The organism is Oryzibacter oryziterrae (assembly GCF_021864535.1).
GTDB lineage: Bacteria > Pseudomonadota > Alphaproteobacteria > Rhizobiales > Pleomorphomonadaceae > Pleomorphomonas > Pleomorphomonas oryziterrae.
Genome location: NZ_JAKJIC010000025.1, coordinates 1 through 15,389, shown reverse-complemented (window position 1 = coordinate 15,389; position 15,389 = coordinate 1). Strand labels below are relative to the sequence as shown.

At 64.6% G+C, this 15,389-nt stretch carries 14 protein-coding genes and 1 pseudogene; 5 read left to right on the top strand and 10 right to left on the bottom strand.

The genetic code is table 11. The annotated features are described in order from the left end of the window. Positions 1–58: 58 nt before the first annotated feature. The 3 genes from L2I41_RS19185 to L2I41_RS19175 all read right to left on the bottom strand — a co-directional run bounded on the left by L2I41_RS19185 (position 59) and on the right by L2I41_RS19175 (position 3,639). On the bottom strand, positions 59–1,576 hold the full coding sequence (locus L2I41_RS19185; RefSeq protein WP_237155196.1) for an undecaprenyl-phosphate glucose phosphotransferase: 1,518 nt from the start codon (positions 1,574–1,576) through the stop codon (positions 59–61). A gap of 19 nt (positions 1,577–1,595) precedes the next feature. Further along, a complete protein-coding gene (locus tag L2I41_RS19180; protein ID WP_237155195.1) occupies positions 1,596–2,822 on the bottom strand; it encodes a glycosyltransferase in 1,227 nt (408 codons plus the stop codon). A gap of 244 nt (positions 2,823–3,066) precedes the next feature. Continuing rightward, positions 3,067–3,639, bottom strand: a complete 573-nt coding sequence (locus tag L2I41_RS19175) for a polysaccharide biosynthesis/export family protein (RefSeq protein ID WP_237155194.1) — start codon at positions 3,637–3,639, stop codon at positions 3,067–3,069. A 472-nt stretch (positions 3,640–4,111) separates the two neighbouring features. Here L2I41_RS19175 and L2I41_RS19170 point away from each other — a divergent pair, with 472 nt between their 5' ends. Then, a complete protein-coding gene (locus L2I41_RS19170; RefSeq protein WP_237155193.1) occupies positions 4,112–6,295 on the top strand; it encodes a GumC family protein in 2,184 nt (727 codons plus the stop codon). Here the strand turns inward: L2I41_RS19170 and L2I41_RS19165 are convergent. Both L2I41_RS19165 and L2I41_RS19160 read right to left on the bottom strand, forming a co-directional pair. Beyond that, positions 6,275–7,390 carry a GNAT family N-acetyltransferase gene (locus L2I41_RS19165; RefSeq protein ID WP_237155192.1) on the bottom strand — a complete coding sequence of 372 codons (1,116 nt, stop codon included), beginning with the start codon at positions 7,388–7,390 and terminating at the stop codon, positions 6,275–6,277. The genes L2I41_RS19170 and L2I41_RS19165 overlap by 21 nt on opposite strands. Beyond that, positions 7,363–7,572, bottom strand: coding sequence for a DUF2842 domain-containing protein (locus L2I41_RS19160; protein WP_237155191.1), 210 nt, complete (start codon positions 7,570–7,572; stop codon positions 7,363–7,365). The genes L2I41_RS19165 and L2I41_RS19160 overlap by 28 nt, the downstream gene beginning before the upstream one ends. A 110-nt stretch (positions 7,573–7,682) precedes the next feature. Here L2I41_RS19160 and L2I41_RS19155 point away from each other — a divergent pair, with 110 nt between their 5' ends. Further along, entirely contained in the window at positions 7,683–8,747 is a 1,065-nt protein-coding gene (locus L2I41_RS19155; protein WP_237155190.1) for a COX15/CtaA family protein, read from the top strand. Between the two features lie 19 nt (positions 8,748–8,766). After that, positions 8,767–9,021, top strand: a complete 255-nt coding sequence (locus L2I41_RS19150; protein ID WP_237155189.1) for a hypothetical protein — start codon at positions 8,767–8,769, stop codon at positions 9,019–9,021. Between the two features lie 97 nt (positions 9,022–9,118). On the opposite strand, the gene L2I41_RS19145 is transcribed toward L2I41_RS19150, so the two are convergent. From L2I41_RS19145 to hemB, 3 genes are all read right to left on the bottom strand, one after another. Then, positions 9,119–10,405 carry an O-acetylhomoserine aminocarboxypropyltransferase gene (locus tag L2I41_RS19145; protein ID WP_237155188.1) on the bottom strand — a complete coding sequence of 429 codons (1,287 nt, stop codon included), beginning with the start codon at positions 10,403–10,405 and terminating at the stop codon, positions 9,119–9,121. A gap of 156 nt (positions 10,406–10,561) precedes the next feature. Then, positions 10,562–11,956, bottom strand: a complete 1,395-nt coding sequence (locus L2I41_RS19140; protein WP_237155187.1) for a branched-chain amino acid ABC transporter permease — start codon at positions 11,954–11,956, stop codon at positions 10,562–10,564. A gap of 14 nt (positions 11,957–11,970) precedes the next feature. Beyond that, the gene (gene hemB / locus L2I41_RS19135) at positions 11,971–12,960 is read right to left on the bottom strand and encodes a porphobilinogen synthase (protein WP_237155230.1); all 990 of its coding nucleotides are present in this window, start codon (positions 12,958–12,960) and stop codon (positions 11,971–11,973) included. Positions 12,961–13,163: 203 nt separating this feature from the next. On the opposite strand from hemB, the gene L2I41_RS19130 reads away from it, so the two are divergent. After that, the gene (locus L2I41_RS19130) at positions 13,164–13,592 is read left to right on the top strand and encodes a DUF6163 family protein (protein WP_237155186.1); all 429 of its coding nucleotides are present in this window, start codon (positions 13,164–13,166) and stop codon (positions 13,590–13,592) included. 303 nt (positions 13,593–13,895) lie between these two features. Further along, positions 13,896–14,411 carry a transcriptional regulator LdtR gene (gene ldtR, locus L2I41_RS19125; protein WP_237155185.1) on the top strand — a complete coding sequence of 172 codons (516 nt, stop codon included), beginning with the start codon at positions 13,896–13,898 and terminating at the stop codon, positions 14,409–14,411. A gap of 60 nt (positions 14,412–14,471) precedes the next feature. On the opposite strand, the gene L2I41_RS19120 is transcribed toward ldtR, so the two are convergent. Both L2I41_RS19120 and L2I41_RS19115 read right to left on the bottom strand, forming a co-directional pair. Then, complete coding sequence (locus tag L2I41_RS19120; protein ID WP_313791152.1) at positions 14,472–14,801, bottom strand: phage tail protein; 330 nt, start codon at positions 14,799–14,801, stop codon at positions 14,472–14,474. Between the two features lie 93 nt (positions 14,802–14,894). Further along, positions 14,895–15,389: pseudogene (locus tag L2I41_RS19115) on the bottom strand (hypothetical protein); the annotation flags it as partial.

The window sequence follows — 15,389 nt, the reverse complement described above, 5'->3', positions numbered from 1 at the left end:
TGAGAAGTTCGAGATTTCGTCATTGAGCCGATGCATATGCATCCTGGGCGAAATGGTATCAGTACGCGTTTTCCTGATTGAGGATGCGGATCGGCGTCAGCATCAGGATGTAGAGGTCGAACAGCACCGACCAGTTCTCGATATAGTGCAGGTCATGCTCCACGCGCGCCTGGATCTTGTCCGGCGTATCCACTTCGCCGCGCCAGCCGTTGATCTGCGCCCAGCCGGTCACGCCCGGCTTGACCTTGTGGCGGGCGAAATAGCCGTCGACCACTTCTTCCCAAAGGCGCTGTTCGGTATGGGCGTTGACCGCATGCGGCCGCGGTCCCACCAGCGACAGGTCGCCCTTGAGCACATTGAAAAGCTGCGGCAGCTCGTCGAGCGAGGTCTTGCGGATGAAGCGCCCCACCGGCGTCACGCGCGGATCGCCCTTGGTCACCACCTTGGACGCCGCATAGTCGGCCTTGTCATTATACATCGAGCGGAACTTCATCACCGAGATGACTTCATTGTTGAAGCCATAGCGCTTCTGCCGGAACAGGATCGGCCCCGGCGAGGACAGGCGCACGGCGATCGCCGTTCCCAGCAGCACCGGCGACAGGGCAACGATGGCCAGCGAGGCGATGGTCACGTCGAACACGCGCTTGACCACCGAGTCCCAGCCGGCGATCGGCCGATCGAACAGGTCGAGGAAGGGCACGCGTCCCACATAGGAATAGGAGCGCGGACGCAGGCGCAGCTTGCTCGAGTGCGCCGCCAGCCGAATGTCCAGCGGCAGCACCCAAAGCTTCTTGAGAAGCTGGAGGATGCGCACCTCGGCGGTCTGCGGCAGCGACACGATCACCATGTCCACCGAGGCCACGCGCGCGAAATCCACGAGTTCGTTGACATTTCCGAGCTTGGGGAAGCCTTGCTGGCTCTCCGGGCTGCGGTCGTCGTTGCGGTCGTCGAAGATGCCCAGCACCTTGAGCTCATTGCCGCCGGAGGTTTCCAGCGCGTTGATCAGGCTCTCCGCCAGGGGGCCGCCACCGACGATAACGGCCCGCTTCTGCAGGCGCCCGGCCCGCGTCAGGTTGCGCACGGCCGTGGCCGAGACGGCCGCGGCGAAGATCAGCGTCACGAACCCGCTCAGGAACCACACCGGGTACCAGCTGCGTGCGAGCGCAGGCGTCAAATCGCCCACAATCATCACCACTGCGCACAGGCTGAACACGGCGGCCCAGACGCCCAGCAACCGGCCGAGACGATGCGCATGCCGGCGCAGCATCGGCACCTCGTTGGCGCCGAGCACCTGCGCGGTCAGTACGGCGAGCAGCGATGCCCCCACCGTGGGAAGATAGTCGCCGAGAGAGGCCGGCGCGGCCCAAAGGCGCTCCATCAGAACGCCAACCGCAGTCAGGGCGGCAAACTCGAAGGCCGCCGCGCTGCCGCTGACCAGCGAGGGCGCAATCGTTGCCTCGGAAAAGGCCTTGGCTACACTCTTTGCTCGATCGCCGCGCGGCGTCGCGCTTGTGGTGGAGGCGGGGGGCGTGGCAGCCGGAACCCCGAAGTCGGGTGACGTTTCCTGAAGGGCCATGGGGGCGTGTCCTGAAATGTCAGTGCGAAAGGGGGAGGGTGCGTCCGCGCGCAGGCTTGCCCTGCGGCTGTGTTGTGTCCGCAGCTTCGACACGGCGCGCACGCCGCGGCGTCATCAGATCGCCGTAGAACTCGAGCGTGCTGGCGACCATGTGGTCCGCCGAGAAGTCTTCCGCAATCGCCTCCCGGATCGCCAGAGCCCGCTCGCGCGCCTCAGCTTCGGCTCGCAGCGTCGAGCCGATCTTGGCGGCAAGGGCCGCCGGATTGTCAGGCGGCACCAGATGGTCCGACAGGTCGCCGAAGATCTCGCCGATGCCGCCGACGCGTGTCGCCACCACCGGCATCCCCGCCGCACTCGCCTCGATCACCACATAGGGCATGGACTCGGCAAGGCTCGGCACCACCAGGATCCGTCCCTGCGCCAGCGCATCGCGGATCGGCATCGGCTCGAAGAAGTGCACCTGCGATGACAGACCGGCTTCGACAACTTGCGCCTCGAAGGCATGGCGATCTTCGCCGGCACCGATGATGCGCAGCGTCGGACGCAGGTTCTCGCGCTCGGCCAGCCGCTTCAGGGCTTCGATCAGCACCTGTGTGCCCTTGAGCTTGCGCAGCATGCCCACATGCACCAGATCCGCTGCATATTCCGACGGTTCCAGCAGCTCGAACTCTTCCGGCTTCAGGCCGTTGAACACGCGCCGAACCGGCTTCAGCGGCACCGTGACCTTGGTGCGGAAGGTGCGCTCCTCGTAATTGGACACGAAGATGAAGCCGTCCGTCACCCGCGCCAGCAGGCGCTCGATCATGAACTGGATGCGGCCCTGCGCCGACTTCGGATCGTAATGCAGGCTGCCGCCATGCGGGCAGTAGATGCGCAAGGGGCGCTTGCCCACAAAGCCGAGCCAGCTGCCGATCACCCGGGCGAACACGCCGCCCTTGGCGCCGTGGCCGTGCAGTACGTCGGGTGACAGTTTGCGGATCAGGCGGGCAAGGTTCCACACTGCCAGCATGTCCTGCGGGCCGGGCGTGCGCAGCATCGGCACACGATGCAGTCCCAGGCTCAATTGCGGTGAAAGACGCGCGATCCAGCGCGCCGACATGGCGTCGCCCGTCAGCGAGTCGCAGATCACGCCCACATCATGGCCAGCTGCGATCTGCCCTTCCGCAAGATCAACGATATGCCGAAAGATGCCGCCGATCGGCGAGCGCACGATATGTACGATCCGGAGTTTGCCCGTATCCGACATTTCTTCGCTTCCCTGTTGTCGACGTCCGGTTTGCGAGGATCGAACGCCGTCCGCACCGGTGTCCGGCGCGTTGTTTTTTCAGGGGGCACTATCGGCTTGGACCAATCTTATTTTCGTTAAGCCCTTGGGTAAACGCGTCTTAGGCTTTCCGGATCATGAAGGAAAAGCGATCTATTTGAGCAAATTCATTTTCATCTTTGGGACGTCATTCAAGGCGTCCCGCCGCAGGCATTTTCGACGCCGTTCAGAACAGGCGCTGCCCCACGCGGATCACGTCGCCCGGCCGCACGGGTGCGGTGAGCGGGATGGCTCCGGTATAGACCTGACCGTTGATCTGCCGTGTGATTTGCACCGAGCCTTCGCTGGCCCGCGCCGTGAAGCCGCCGGCAATCGCGATGGCCGTCTGCGCGGTCAGCCCGTTCACATAGGTATACTGGCCGGGATTGCGTACTTCACCCATGATGAAGAACGGGCGGTAGGTGTCCACCTCCACCGAAACGTCGGGATTGCGCAGATATCCGGCTCGCAGCCCCTTGGCGATCGACCCCGCCAGTTCCTGCGTCGTCAGTCCGCGCGCCGGCACGTTTCCGATCAGCGGGAAGGAGATATAGCCGGCTTGATCGACGCTGTAGGTGTTGCTGAGCGAGGCCTGCTCGAACACGGTCACGCGCAGCTTGTCGCCGCTGTCGAGGCGATAGGGACCATCGAGCCCCGTCGGCATGGCAGGGTCTGCTTTCGGAGCCGGGCGCGTGGAGACGCATCCGCTCAGGCCAGCAAGAGCCATGACGAGAAAAGTGCGACGGTGCATGTTGGCCATACCATGAGACCTCTTGGACAGACGCGCGTCATGGTAAGGGCTCATGGTTAATGAAATGAAAACGCCTGTTTACCAATATTGACAGTTTATTAATAGGCGGGATCAAAAGAACTGGCGCGCCGGCGATTGTTGAGCCAATTTAACTCCGTGGTTACCATAATAGCCTCAAGAATTACGCAGAAGAAACTGGATTTGTGCAGCTCTGCGCCGTTTTCCGTCGGCACTCCGCTGTTCGGATGCCGCCGTGAAGCTGGCCGCGGACGCCGCGACAGGCAAACGGTTTACCGTATGGGTTTGCCCCGCCAGGAAAACTTGGGGCCGGCGCCTGCCTGGCCGGAATGCTGGAGCGCTTTCCGATCTGACCAAAGTCAGTTCGAGACGAAATCGCTCCAGAGACAAAAGTTTGAGCAACCGCTTGTCGATCAGGTTGGTTCAACCCGGTCGGTGGGTGCGCAAAGGTCGAGTATCGAGTATGTCCGCTGACCACGCCCATCCCGACGACGATATCGCGCTGGATCTCAAGGGGATTCTGGCCGCGCTCTGGCGTCGCCGTCTGCGGATCGTCGCAGTCACCGGCCTCACCGCCGTGGTGGCGTTCGTCGGCCTGTCGCTGATCCCGCCAAGCTTCCAGGCTGAGACCAAGATCCTCATCGAGCGGCGGGAAGTCGGCATCACCCAGTCCTCCCAGCCCGACGCCACCGACCAGACCTTGCTCGACCAGGAATCGGTCGCCAGCCAGGTCCAGCTCCTCACGTCCCGTGATCTTGCCCGCCGCGTTGCTGCGCGCTTCCACCTGCAGGACAGTTCCGAGTTCAACGGCGCGCTCACCAATCCGCTGATCCGCGTGGCGGTCATGCTCGGCATCAACGCCGATCCTTCGCGCGCCTCGCCCGAAGAGCGGATGATCGACACCTTCATGGAACATCTCGAGGTGTTCCGCGTCGATGGCTCGCGCGTCATCACCGTGCATTTCACCGCCCGCGATCGCGGGCTGGCGGCCGATGTCGCCAATGCCATCGTCGCCGAATACATGACGCTGCAGGGCGAGGCCAAGCGCAGCGCCGGCGCCGATCAGACCAAGTGGCTCGGCGAGGAGGTCACCCGCCTTCAGGCCAAGGTGCAGGATGCAGAGGCCGCCGTCGAGAAATACCGCTCGGGCTCCGACCTGATCGTCGGAGAGAACAATGCATCCCCGACCCGCCAGCAAATCTCCGATCTCACCAACGCCATGGCCGCCGCGCGCAACGATCAGGCCTCCGCCCAGTCGAAGGCGCAGCTGCTCGCCGGCGTGCTGAAAAGCGGGTCCAGTCTCGACGCCGCCAGCGACGTGCTGACGTCCGACACCTTCCGCTCGCTGCGCAGCCGCGAGATCGCCCTGCGCTCGCGCCTGTCCGAACTGTCCGTTACCCTGCTGCCCGCCCACCCGCAGGTGAAGGCGGTGGAGTCGCAGATCGGCGATATCATGAGCCAGGAGAAGGCCGAAGCCGGCCGCATCCTCGCCAGTCTCACCAATGACGCCAAGGTCGCCGGCAGCCGCATCACCGCCCTCACCACCAGCCTCGACCAACTGAAGGCCGCTTCGTCGGCTGATGGCGAGAGCGAAGTGCAGCTCCGCGCCCTCGAACGCGACGCCGCCTCGCAGCGCGGCCTGCTCGAAGACCTGATGGCGCGCTATCGCACCGCGCTCGCCCGCCAGAATGCCGATGCCACGCCGGCGGACGCCCGCGTCATCGCCAGCGCCATGGTGCCGGCGGAACCGGTGTTCCCGCGCGTCATTCCCATGGGCATCGTCGCCACGCTGGCCGCCTTCCTGCTGTCGGTCGCCTGGGTGATCACCGCCGAATTCACGTCCGGTCGCGCCTTGGTGCCGCTGCGCAAGCCGCACTATGACGCCGAGGACGAGCCCGCCGCCTCCGTCGAACCGCTGCCGCAGTCCGCCGATCTGCCCAAGCCGCAACCCGAACCGATCGCAATCATCGCGCCGCCCGCGCCGACCAATGATGAAACGCTCGATCCACGCGTTCGCCGTTTTCGCGCCCGTGTCGGCTCGCTCACCGCTGCCGCCACTGATCCGGCCCGCGCCGCGTCCTATCCCGACTTCCTCTCCGTGGCCGGTCTGCATGGGCTGCTGTTGTCGGAAGGCCGCGTCCGCGTCGCCGTCGTCGGCTTCTCCGACCTCACCGCCGGCCGCCGCACCATCGACGCCCTGTCGCGCCGCGCCGCCGGGGAGGGCGCCCATGTCGTCGTGATCGAGACCGACACCGTCGAGGGCCACGCCGCCCTGCCGGGCCTGTCCGACCTGCTGATGGGCGACGCCGATTTCGCCGAGATCATCCGCCGCAATCCGGTCACCCGCGCCCATGAGATCGCCGCCGGCCTGTCGCCGCTGGACGAAGCGCTGTCCGATCGCGACGGCGTCGGCACCATGCTCGACGCGCTCGCCCGCACCTATGATCTCGTTCTGCTGGATCTCGGGCCCATGCGCTCGGATGCGGTGATCACCACCTTCATCGCGCTTGCCGATCATGTGGTGCTGGTGGGCGACGAGCAGGATACCGAGATCGCCACCGCGCGCGACATCCTGCTCAAGCACGGTCTCGCCGACGTCTCCATCGCGGTTCCGCCGGAGAGCACCTCAGTCGGCGCTGTCGCCTGAGGTGCTGCGCCTGCGAAGCCGATGGATCGCCGCGCGCAGCCTCTTGCTCGCGGCCAGCGTCGCTCGCAGCCGGCGCCAGCTGCGATAGAGGCTTGCGGCAACGCGCCCCTTCAGCGTCAAGCCGATCGTGCTCTCCATGAGCGGCACTGTCCGGTCGGCCCAGCCGGTCTTGTAGCGCTCGGCTCCCGGGCCGAAATCCACCGTGGTGACGCCCTGCTCACCGCATCGCTCCAGCACCAGATGCAACAGGCTCTCGCCCGGACTGGCCTTGCTGAAGATCGGGTCGAAGCTGCTCATCAACAGGTGCCGTGTCGACCCTGCCTTGCCCAGCACCAGCACGGCCGCCACCCGGCCCGAGATGCAGAGCGTATGAACTTCAAGCACTTCGGCAATGTCCTTGAACATCTGCCGCACCTGCGGCGGCGCGAACACGTCCGGTAGCCCTCGCTCGGCAAAGCGCTGTGCCTTCTGGCAGAAGAACACGTCGAGGCTGGCCTGCACCCCAGCCGGATCTTCTATCGCGACCGGTTCGGCCGTTCCCTCGCCATAGGCCTTGAGCTTGGTGCGCAATCGGTGCCGCTTGCGCCCGCCGCCATGCCGCGTAATCAGCGCCGCGAAGTCGCCGTCGAGATCAGCCGCAAAGGCGGGATGCGGCGCTAGGCGGGCGTTGTGGGCGACAAGGGGATTGCTCTCTCCGCCGATCGCGACGGGCTGGTCGGCAAACAGCAGCAGGTCGATGCCTTGCGCTGCCAGCGCCGCTGTCAGCAGGGGCAGGGCGTCTGCCGGCGGGGCGCCGACCCCGACGTTCTGCGTCGCAAAACAGCCCCCGGGAAAGGCGGCCACGCGCAAGGGCCCCATCTTGCCGATCGTCAGCGGCAGCAGGAACCGCGGTGCCTCCACTGGCCCAAACACCACCACCAGCGGCTTTTGGCCGCGCGGCAGGCCGATGTGGCGAAACCAGGCACCAACGAAGGCAAAGCTCTGGAAAGGCGTGCTGTTCGTCCGTTCGAGCTGCCGCCAGGCATCCCGCAAGGCGCCGAGATCGTCCGAGATCGAGATCTGTCCCGTCATCGCTTGGGTGCGCGATACATCCATGTGACGACCACTCCGGCCGGTAACACCCACAGGAGGCCGGCCACCGCATAATAAAGGGCCTGCAGCCAGAAATTCTGGCCGGGTAGCAGCGCCACGGCAAACACCATGGCCGTCAGCGTGTAGAAGGGCAGGAACGCAAACAGAATGAGAGTTCCGATGAATTTCTTGAGGCGAGGCGACACTGTGGCTTCCTGAACACACTCTGGACCGGTCTCTAAACCATTCGCACATTTGACCCGATCTGTCGCTATGCTACATGCTCATCGATGAAAAGTCCGTACCGGGATTGTCCATGACCAAGATCGTACCTCGCAAGGCGCCGGTGTATCCCCCGATTTCCAATCCGGATCGGGACAGGGCGCTCTGGGCGTGGCTCTGGATCGTTGCGGTCATGATCATCGCCATGGTGTTGGTCGGCGGCGCCACGCGCCTCACCCAGTCCGGCCTGTCGATCACCGAATGGAAGCCGATCCACGGCGTCATCCCGCCGCTCAATGAGGCGGAGTGGAACGAGGAATTCCTCAAGTACCAGCAGATCCCCGAGTATCGGGAGATCAACAAGGGCATGTCGCTGTCCGACTTCCAGTTCATCTTCTGGTGGGAATGGAGCCATCGCCTGCTGGGCCGCCTCATCGGCTTCGTCTTTCTCGTGCCGTTTCTCGCCTTCGTCGCCACCAAGCATATCCACCGCGACAACTATCGCGGCATCGGCGTCCTTTTCCTGCTCGGCGGACTGCAAGGGGCCGTTGGTTGGTGGATGGTGGCCAGCGGCCTCGTCGATCGCACCGACGTCAGCCAGTATCGCCTCGCCACGCACCTGACGCTCGCCTCCTTCATCCTGGTGGCCACCGTCTGGACCGCCGAAGGCTATCGTGCCTGCCGCTCAGCCTACTTCGAGCCGCGCGACGTCAGTCGCAGCGCGCGCATCGTTGTGGCCGCCATCCTCGTGCAGATCTTCCTGGGTGGCCTGGTCGCTGGCCTCAACGCCGGCCTCACCTACAACACCTGGCCGCTGATGGACGGTGGGCTCATCCCGCCGGACCTGCTCACGCAGTCGCCGCTCTGGACCAACTTCTTCGAGAATGTCGCCACCGTGCAGTTCGTCCATCGCCTCGGCGCCTATGTGGTGCTGGCGCTGACGGCCTACCATCTCTTCGTCGCCCGCCACAGCGTCGATCCGCTGGTCCGCCGCCGCGCGGCCATCCTCATGGGCATCGTCGGCTTCCAGGCGCTGCTCGGCATCACCACGCTGCTGCTGGTGGTCCCGCTGCCGCTCGCGCTCGCCCACCAGCTGGTCGCCGTCCTGGCCCTCACCGCCGCCACCGTCCACGCCCGCCGCACGGTCGCCGAGGACTGAACAATCTCAACCTGAGGAAATGGATTTCAAGCCGCGCAATCCGCGGATTGACGGCGCTTGCAACTTATTGGATGGTGAACAAATCAGGATCGGAAGCAGCAGTGCCATGCCAGCAGCACGACCGTGGAAAATGGGCTTCCACGGCTGTGGCGACAGCCTCGCTCTCGATAAGGGAGTCCAGACGATGCGGTTCAAACCGTGGAAGCTGGAAGTCATGCTCTCGAAGACGGCGGATCGCTGGTCAATAACGATCCGCCTAAGCTTCAAGGCATGATAAACGGAGCGGGCGGTTGGCGCTGCCCGCTCCACTCCTGATATATAGCACGCATCCCCGCGCCGAAAAAGCCCGGAGACGGGCCTTTCCACCTGCCTCAGTCGATCTGGTCAAGCGCCTGGGTGAGGTCGGCGATGATGTCGGCCACGTCCTCGATGCCGACCGACAGGCGCACCACGTCCGGACCGGCGCCGGCGGCCGACTTCTGGGCGTCGGTGAGCTGCCGGTGCGTCGTCGAGGCCGGGTGGATGATCAGCGAGCGCGTGTCGCCCACGTTGGCGAGATGGCTGAACAGCTCCACATTCTTCACCAGCGCGATGCCCGCGTCATAGCCGCCCTTGAGGCCGAAAGTGAACACCGCACCGGCGCCCTTGGGCGCATATTTCTCCTGCAGCGTGTGATAGCGGTCGCCCGGCAGGCCGGCATAGGACACCCAGGCCACCTTCGGGTGGTTGGAGAGGAACTCGGCCACGGCCTTGGCATTGTCCGAATGGCGCTGCATGCGCAGCGGCAGCGTCTCGATGCCCGTCAGGATCAGGAAGGCGTTGAACGGCGAGATCGCCGGGCCAAGGTCACGCAGGCCGAGCACGCGGCAGGCGATGGCGAAGGCGAAGTTGCCGAAGGTCTTGTGCAGCACTACGCCGTTATATTCCGGCCGCGGCTCGCTCAGCATCGGATAGCGGCCCTCGCGCGACCAGTCGAACGACCCGCCGTCGACGATCACACCGCCCACCGAGTTGCCATGGCCACCGAGGAACTTGGTGGCCGAATGCACGACGATGTCGGCGCCATGCTCGATCGGCTTCACCAGATAGGGCGAGGCCAGCGTGTTGTCGACGATCAGCGGCACGCCGGCGCGCTTGGCCACCTGCGCGATGGCGGCGATGTCGGTGACGATGCCGCCCGGATTGGCGATGGACTCGATGAAGATCGCCTTGGTGCGCGGGCTCACGGCCTTCTCGAAGCTCGAGATGTCAGCCGGATCGGCCCAGACAACGTTCCAGCCGAAGTTCTTGAACGAGTTGGTGAACTGGTTGATCGAGCCGCCATAGAGCTTGCGCGAGGCGATGAACTCGTCACCCGGCTGCAGCAGCGTGTGGAACACCAGCAGCTGCGCCGCATGGCCAGAGGCGACGGCCAGCGCCGCCGTGCCGCCTTCCAGCGCCGCGACGCGTTCTTCAAGCACGCTCTGCGTCGGGTTGTTGATGCGGGTGTAGATGTTGCCGAAGGCTTCGAGACCGAACAGCTTGGCGGCGTGATCCACGTCCTCGAACACATAGGAGGCGGTCTGGTAGATCGGCGTCACACGCGCGCCCGTGGTCGGGTCGGGCGCGGCGCCGGCATGAATGGCGAGCGTGGAAAAGCCAGGCGTATGATCGGTCATGACAAACCTCCCGTTTGAATTCTATCTGTGATCATTGCAGAGCGGGGCCCTGAGGACGACGAAGATTATCCCACAGAAATGCGGCTCGATGGAATGCGTTGCTGCAAGGTAGGTTGAAAGGGAAATGGTTTTGCGCCCTTTCACCCTCACCTTAATTTATACCTCTGAACGGTCCGGCAAGCTGCGCCCGTCGTCGCTGATGCCGAACAGCCCGCTGGGCTTGAAGATGAGCACCAAGATCAGCACGGCATAGATCGCAATCTCGCGCTGGTCGTTGGGAAGATAGGCCGACCACAGCGTTTCCGTGATGCCGATGATGAGGCCGCCCAGCGCCGCCCCCGGCAGCGAGCCGATGCCACCCAGCACGGCGGCCACCAGCGCCTTGAGGCCAAAGGCGAGACCCACCTCATAGCTCGCTTCGCCATAATGCAGCGCCATCATCGCCCCGCCCAACGCGGCGAGGGCGGAGGCGAGCGCAATCGTTGCCAGCGTCTCGCTGTCGACGTCGATGCCCAGCAGGCGTGCCATCTGCCGATCGTCGGCGATCGCCCGCCAGCGCCGGCCGAAGTCCGATCGGCGCATGGCCACCATCAGGCCGCCCAGCACCACCACGGCGCCCACCACCTCAAAGACGCGCATCACCGTGATCGTCACCTCAAAGCCGCCGCCAATGACGGCGATGGGATTGTCGAGGATCACCTGCGCCCATTTCACCCGCGCCCCGGCCACCAGGTGCACCACTTCGGCCATCACGATGCCGAGGCCGATGCTGGCGATCAGGAAGCTGCGGCTGCCCGCGCGCATCAGTGGCAGGAACACCGCGCGCCCCGTCACCTCGCCGATCACCGCACCATAGAGCGTCGCCGCTGCCAGCGTGATCAGCGCCGCCAGCATAACCCCTTGCGAGGAGAGCGCGGTCAGCGCATTGCCCACCAGCGCCGTCATCGCCACCGCGCCATAGGCGCCGGCGACAGCGAGCTGCCCGAAGCTGAGGTTGATCCGGCCCACGAGGCCGTAAACCAGTGCATAGGCCACCGCCAGGAAGGCATAAAAGGCGCCCACCGGCAGCGCATTGATCATCTGCTGCACGAAATAGCCGGTGTCGCTCGAGACCTTGAAGGGCAGGATCGGGTCGAAGCTCATCTTGCCCAGAAGGCGGGCCTCGCCCTCGCGCATGGCGTCGGGCTTGCCCAGCCAGAAGCGCTCGAGGAAGAACTGCCGTGCATCGCCAATGCGCTGGCCATCCTGCTCGATGCCGGTGATCTTCATCCGGTCCTCGTCGAAGGACCCGCCGCCGAAGGCGCAGCGCAACAGCCCCCCGCGCGGCATGTCGCCCGGTTCCTCCACCTGATACGCGACGCGGATCACATGGGCGAGCTGAGCTTCTCCTTGTATGGAGAGCACGCGCACCATCCCGTCCGGTTCCAGTGCCGGCAGCATCTGCCGGCAGAGATCGGCCTGACCGGGGTCGACCGATGAACAGCCGGCCAGCAACACCGCGCCGGCCAGCAGGCATCCCAGTGTCAGGACAAGGCGGACCAGGGCGCGCATGCGGTAGGCCTGCCTCATCCCCTGAGCTTGCGCGCCACCGCCGGCGCGAAATAGGTGAGAATGCCGTCGGCGCCGGCGCGCTTGAAGGCCAGCAGGCTCTCCATCATCGCCCGCTCGCCGTCCAGCCAGCCGTTGAGCTCGGCGGCCTTGATCATCGCGTATTCGCCCGACACCTGATAGGCGAAGGTCGGCACGCCGAACTCGTCCTTCAGGCGCCGCACAACGTCGAGATAGGGCATGCCCGGCTTCACCATGATGCTGTCGGCCCCTTCGGCGATGTCGAGGGCGGCTTCCTGGATCGCCTCGTCGGTGTTGGCCGGATCCATCTGATAGGTCCGCTTGTCGCCGCGCAGCGTCTTGTTGGTGCCGATGGCGTCGCGGAACGGGCCGTAGAAGGCCGACGCATACTTGGCCGAATAGGCCATGATCTGCACATGCTCGAAGCCTTCCGCGTCGAGCGCCTGACGGATGGCGCCCACGCGGCCGTCCATCATGTCGGAGGGGCCGATGATGTCGGCGCCGGCACGCGCCTGATTGACCGACTGCTGGCACAGCACGGCCACCGTCTGGTCGTTGAGAATGGTGTCGCCGTCCAGCAGCCCGTCATGCCCGTGGCTCGTATAGGGGTCGAGTGCCACGTCGGTCATCAGACCGATCTCCGGCACCGCTTCCTTGAGGGCGCGCAGGGCACGGCAGACCAGATTGTCCGGCGACAGCGCCTCGGAGCCGTCCGGATCGCGCAAGTTCGGATCGGTATAGGGAAACAGCGCGATCACGGGAATGCCCAGCTTGGCCGCTTCCTGCGCATCCTTCACCGCCTCGTCGACGGTCACCCGCTCGACGCCGGGCATGGAGGCAATCGGCGTGCGGGTCTTCTCGCCGTCGATGACGAAGATCGGCCAGATCAGGTCGTTGACCGTTACCGCATTCTCCTGCACCAGCCGGCGCGACCAGTCCGATTGCCGCAACCGTCGCATCCGCTTGCCGCCGAGAATGTCCCGCATGTCGGGGAGGGGGGCATGAGAGGCGGCGCGCTTGTCGTTCATGGCAGACTCAAGGTGTGGGGGACGGGATTGAGGATGAAGCCTCTTAGCACGCTGTCCGCGAGCGCTCCACCATTGGAGATGAGAATTGATCGCACTGCGGCGATGCTCTATTCGATGGGCGTGACGCGCCCCTCGCGTCGGATGCGAACGGGAACGGCGCCATGAGCGGATCTGCCAACGGACCCATGAAGAACCCCGGTATCGGCCGGGCCCGCTTTGACGCGCGCCTTGTCCTTGTCGTCTACGTGCGCGTTCTCTCGGTGGTATTCCTGTTCTCGGGCCTCGCCCGCTGGGCCACCATCCTCGGCATCAGCCTTGATGGCGGCGATTTTCTCTCCCAGCCGTCACCGGTGATCGTCGCCACGCTGTTCTTTTCTGTTGCCGATCTCGTCGCCGCCGTCGGCCTGTGGCTGCTCGCTTCCTGGGGCACCGTCGTCTGGATGATCAGCGCTCTGACCGAGACGGCGCTCTACGGCGCCTTCGCCGCCCAGTTCGGCCGGAACTACACTGTCATGGCCTTTCACATCGGCAGCGTCGTCCTCTACGCCGCTCTCACCTATCTGTATGAACGCGCTCGCGATCGTCAGTGAGAGTCAACAGAGTCTTATTCGATAAAATTGACGAATTCTTCGCAAGGTCCAGATTCGCTTCCGTTCGTCTGCTAGCAAACTGAGTCTAATTTGCCAGATTTGCCGATGAATGCCCGGATTCCAAGACATCTTGGCCATCCGTTATTGCGCGGATCGGTCGCCTGCTGCGTCAAATGTCGAGATTGCTGTTAAAACAATATTCAGCCTGCCCCTTAAGCTGATTTTCAAGGCTGTCGGCTACAGTCACCATCAATACGGACAAAGAGCCGTACAAAAAATGATGTGACAGAGAGGCAGTCTACCATGGCCAACGCGAAGCGCGCCTTCGACCTATACGCAACCGAGCAGGACGACGAACAGGGCCTGCAGCCGCTTTATCTTGAAGCGCTGCGCCTCGTCGAGCGTCTGCATCGCCGCCTTCTGGATGTGATCAAGGACGAGTTCGATCGTACCGGCCGCACCGACGTCAACGCCGTCCAGGCCCTGCTGCTGTTCAACATCGGTGGTAGCGAACTGACCGCCGGCGAGCTGCGCACCCGCGGCTATTACCTCGGCTCCAACGTTTCCTACAATCTCAAGAAGCTGGTCGAGATGGGCTATATCCATCACCAGCGTTCCCGCATGGACCGCCGTTCGGTCCGCGTGAAGCTCACCGACAAGGGGCAGGCCGTGGCCGACATCGTCGAGAAGCTCTACAATCGCCACATCATCTCGATCGAGACCGTTGGCGGCATCAACCGCGACGATTTCAAGGCGCTCAACAAGTCGCTGCAGCGGCTCGAACGCTTCTGGACCGATCAGATCCTCTATCGTCTCTGATCGATCGCCTCTCCAAGCGCAGAAAAAGCCGGTTGGCCGCAAGGCCAGCCGGCTTTGTCGTCATTGTTGCGCAGGGTAAATCCCTTGCAATGCAATGCAGACGGTCATCAACTGTCCGGGAGCGCTGTTCGTCGGTGCGCTGATCACACTATACTTGGGCAAGGCAAAACTGTTGACGCCGTTGCCGCCGAATTTTGTCCCCAGGAGTGAGAAGAGAGCCTGGTTCTGTTGAATGGACAGCAGCATCCCGTTTGTGGGCGCCCAGCCTTGGGGGCAGTAATTGAAGGCAAAGGTCGCCACCTCACCGAGATGCGGCGTCTCGCTAGCGTACGCCGTTGAGGGCAGGGCCGTGGAAGCCGCCAGCAGCGCGGCCATGATCATGCGTGACATGTGTCGGATCCCGAAACGAGGGTGCGGTTTTGAGGTTCAGGGCAAAGCGGATGCGTAGATTGTCCCTTTGCCCTTTGACATGATGATCGGGTGTCAGGGTGTGGTGATGCACAGGGACAGCGGATTGCCCTGGGCATCGTAGGCCATCACCATATAGTGCTCGCAGAAAGCCGGCAGGCTTTTGACCACTATCGAGACTCCGCCCGATCCGGCGGGGCCTTGCGGGCCGGTTGCCCCGGTTGCGCCGGTTGCCCCGGCATCACCCTTCGGTCCCTGCGCTCCGGTTGCCCCCGCCGGACCTTGTGCCCCGGTCGCGCCGGTCGGCCCCTGCGGTCCGGTCGCGCCGGTGTCGCCCTTGAGACCCTGCGGCCCGGTCGCGCCGGTGTCGCCCTTGAGGCCCTGCGGTCCGGTCGCGCCGGTGTCGCCCTTGAGGCCCTGCGGTCCGGTCGCGCCGGTGTCGCCCTTGAGACCCTGCGGTCCGGTCGCGCCGGTGTCGCCCTTGAGGCCCTGCGGCCCGGTCGCGCCGGTGTCGCCCTTGAGGCCCTGCGGTCCAGCCGCGCCGGTATCGCCCTTGAGACCCTGCGGCCC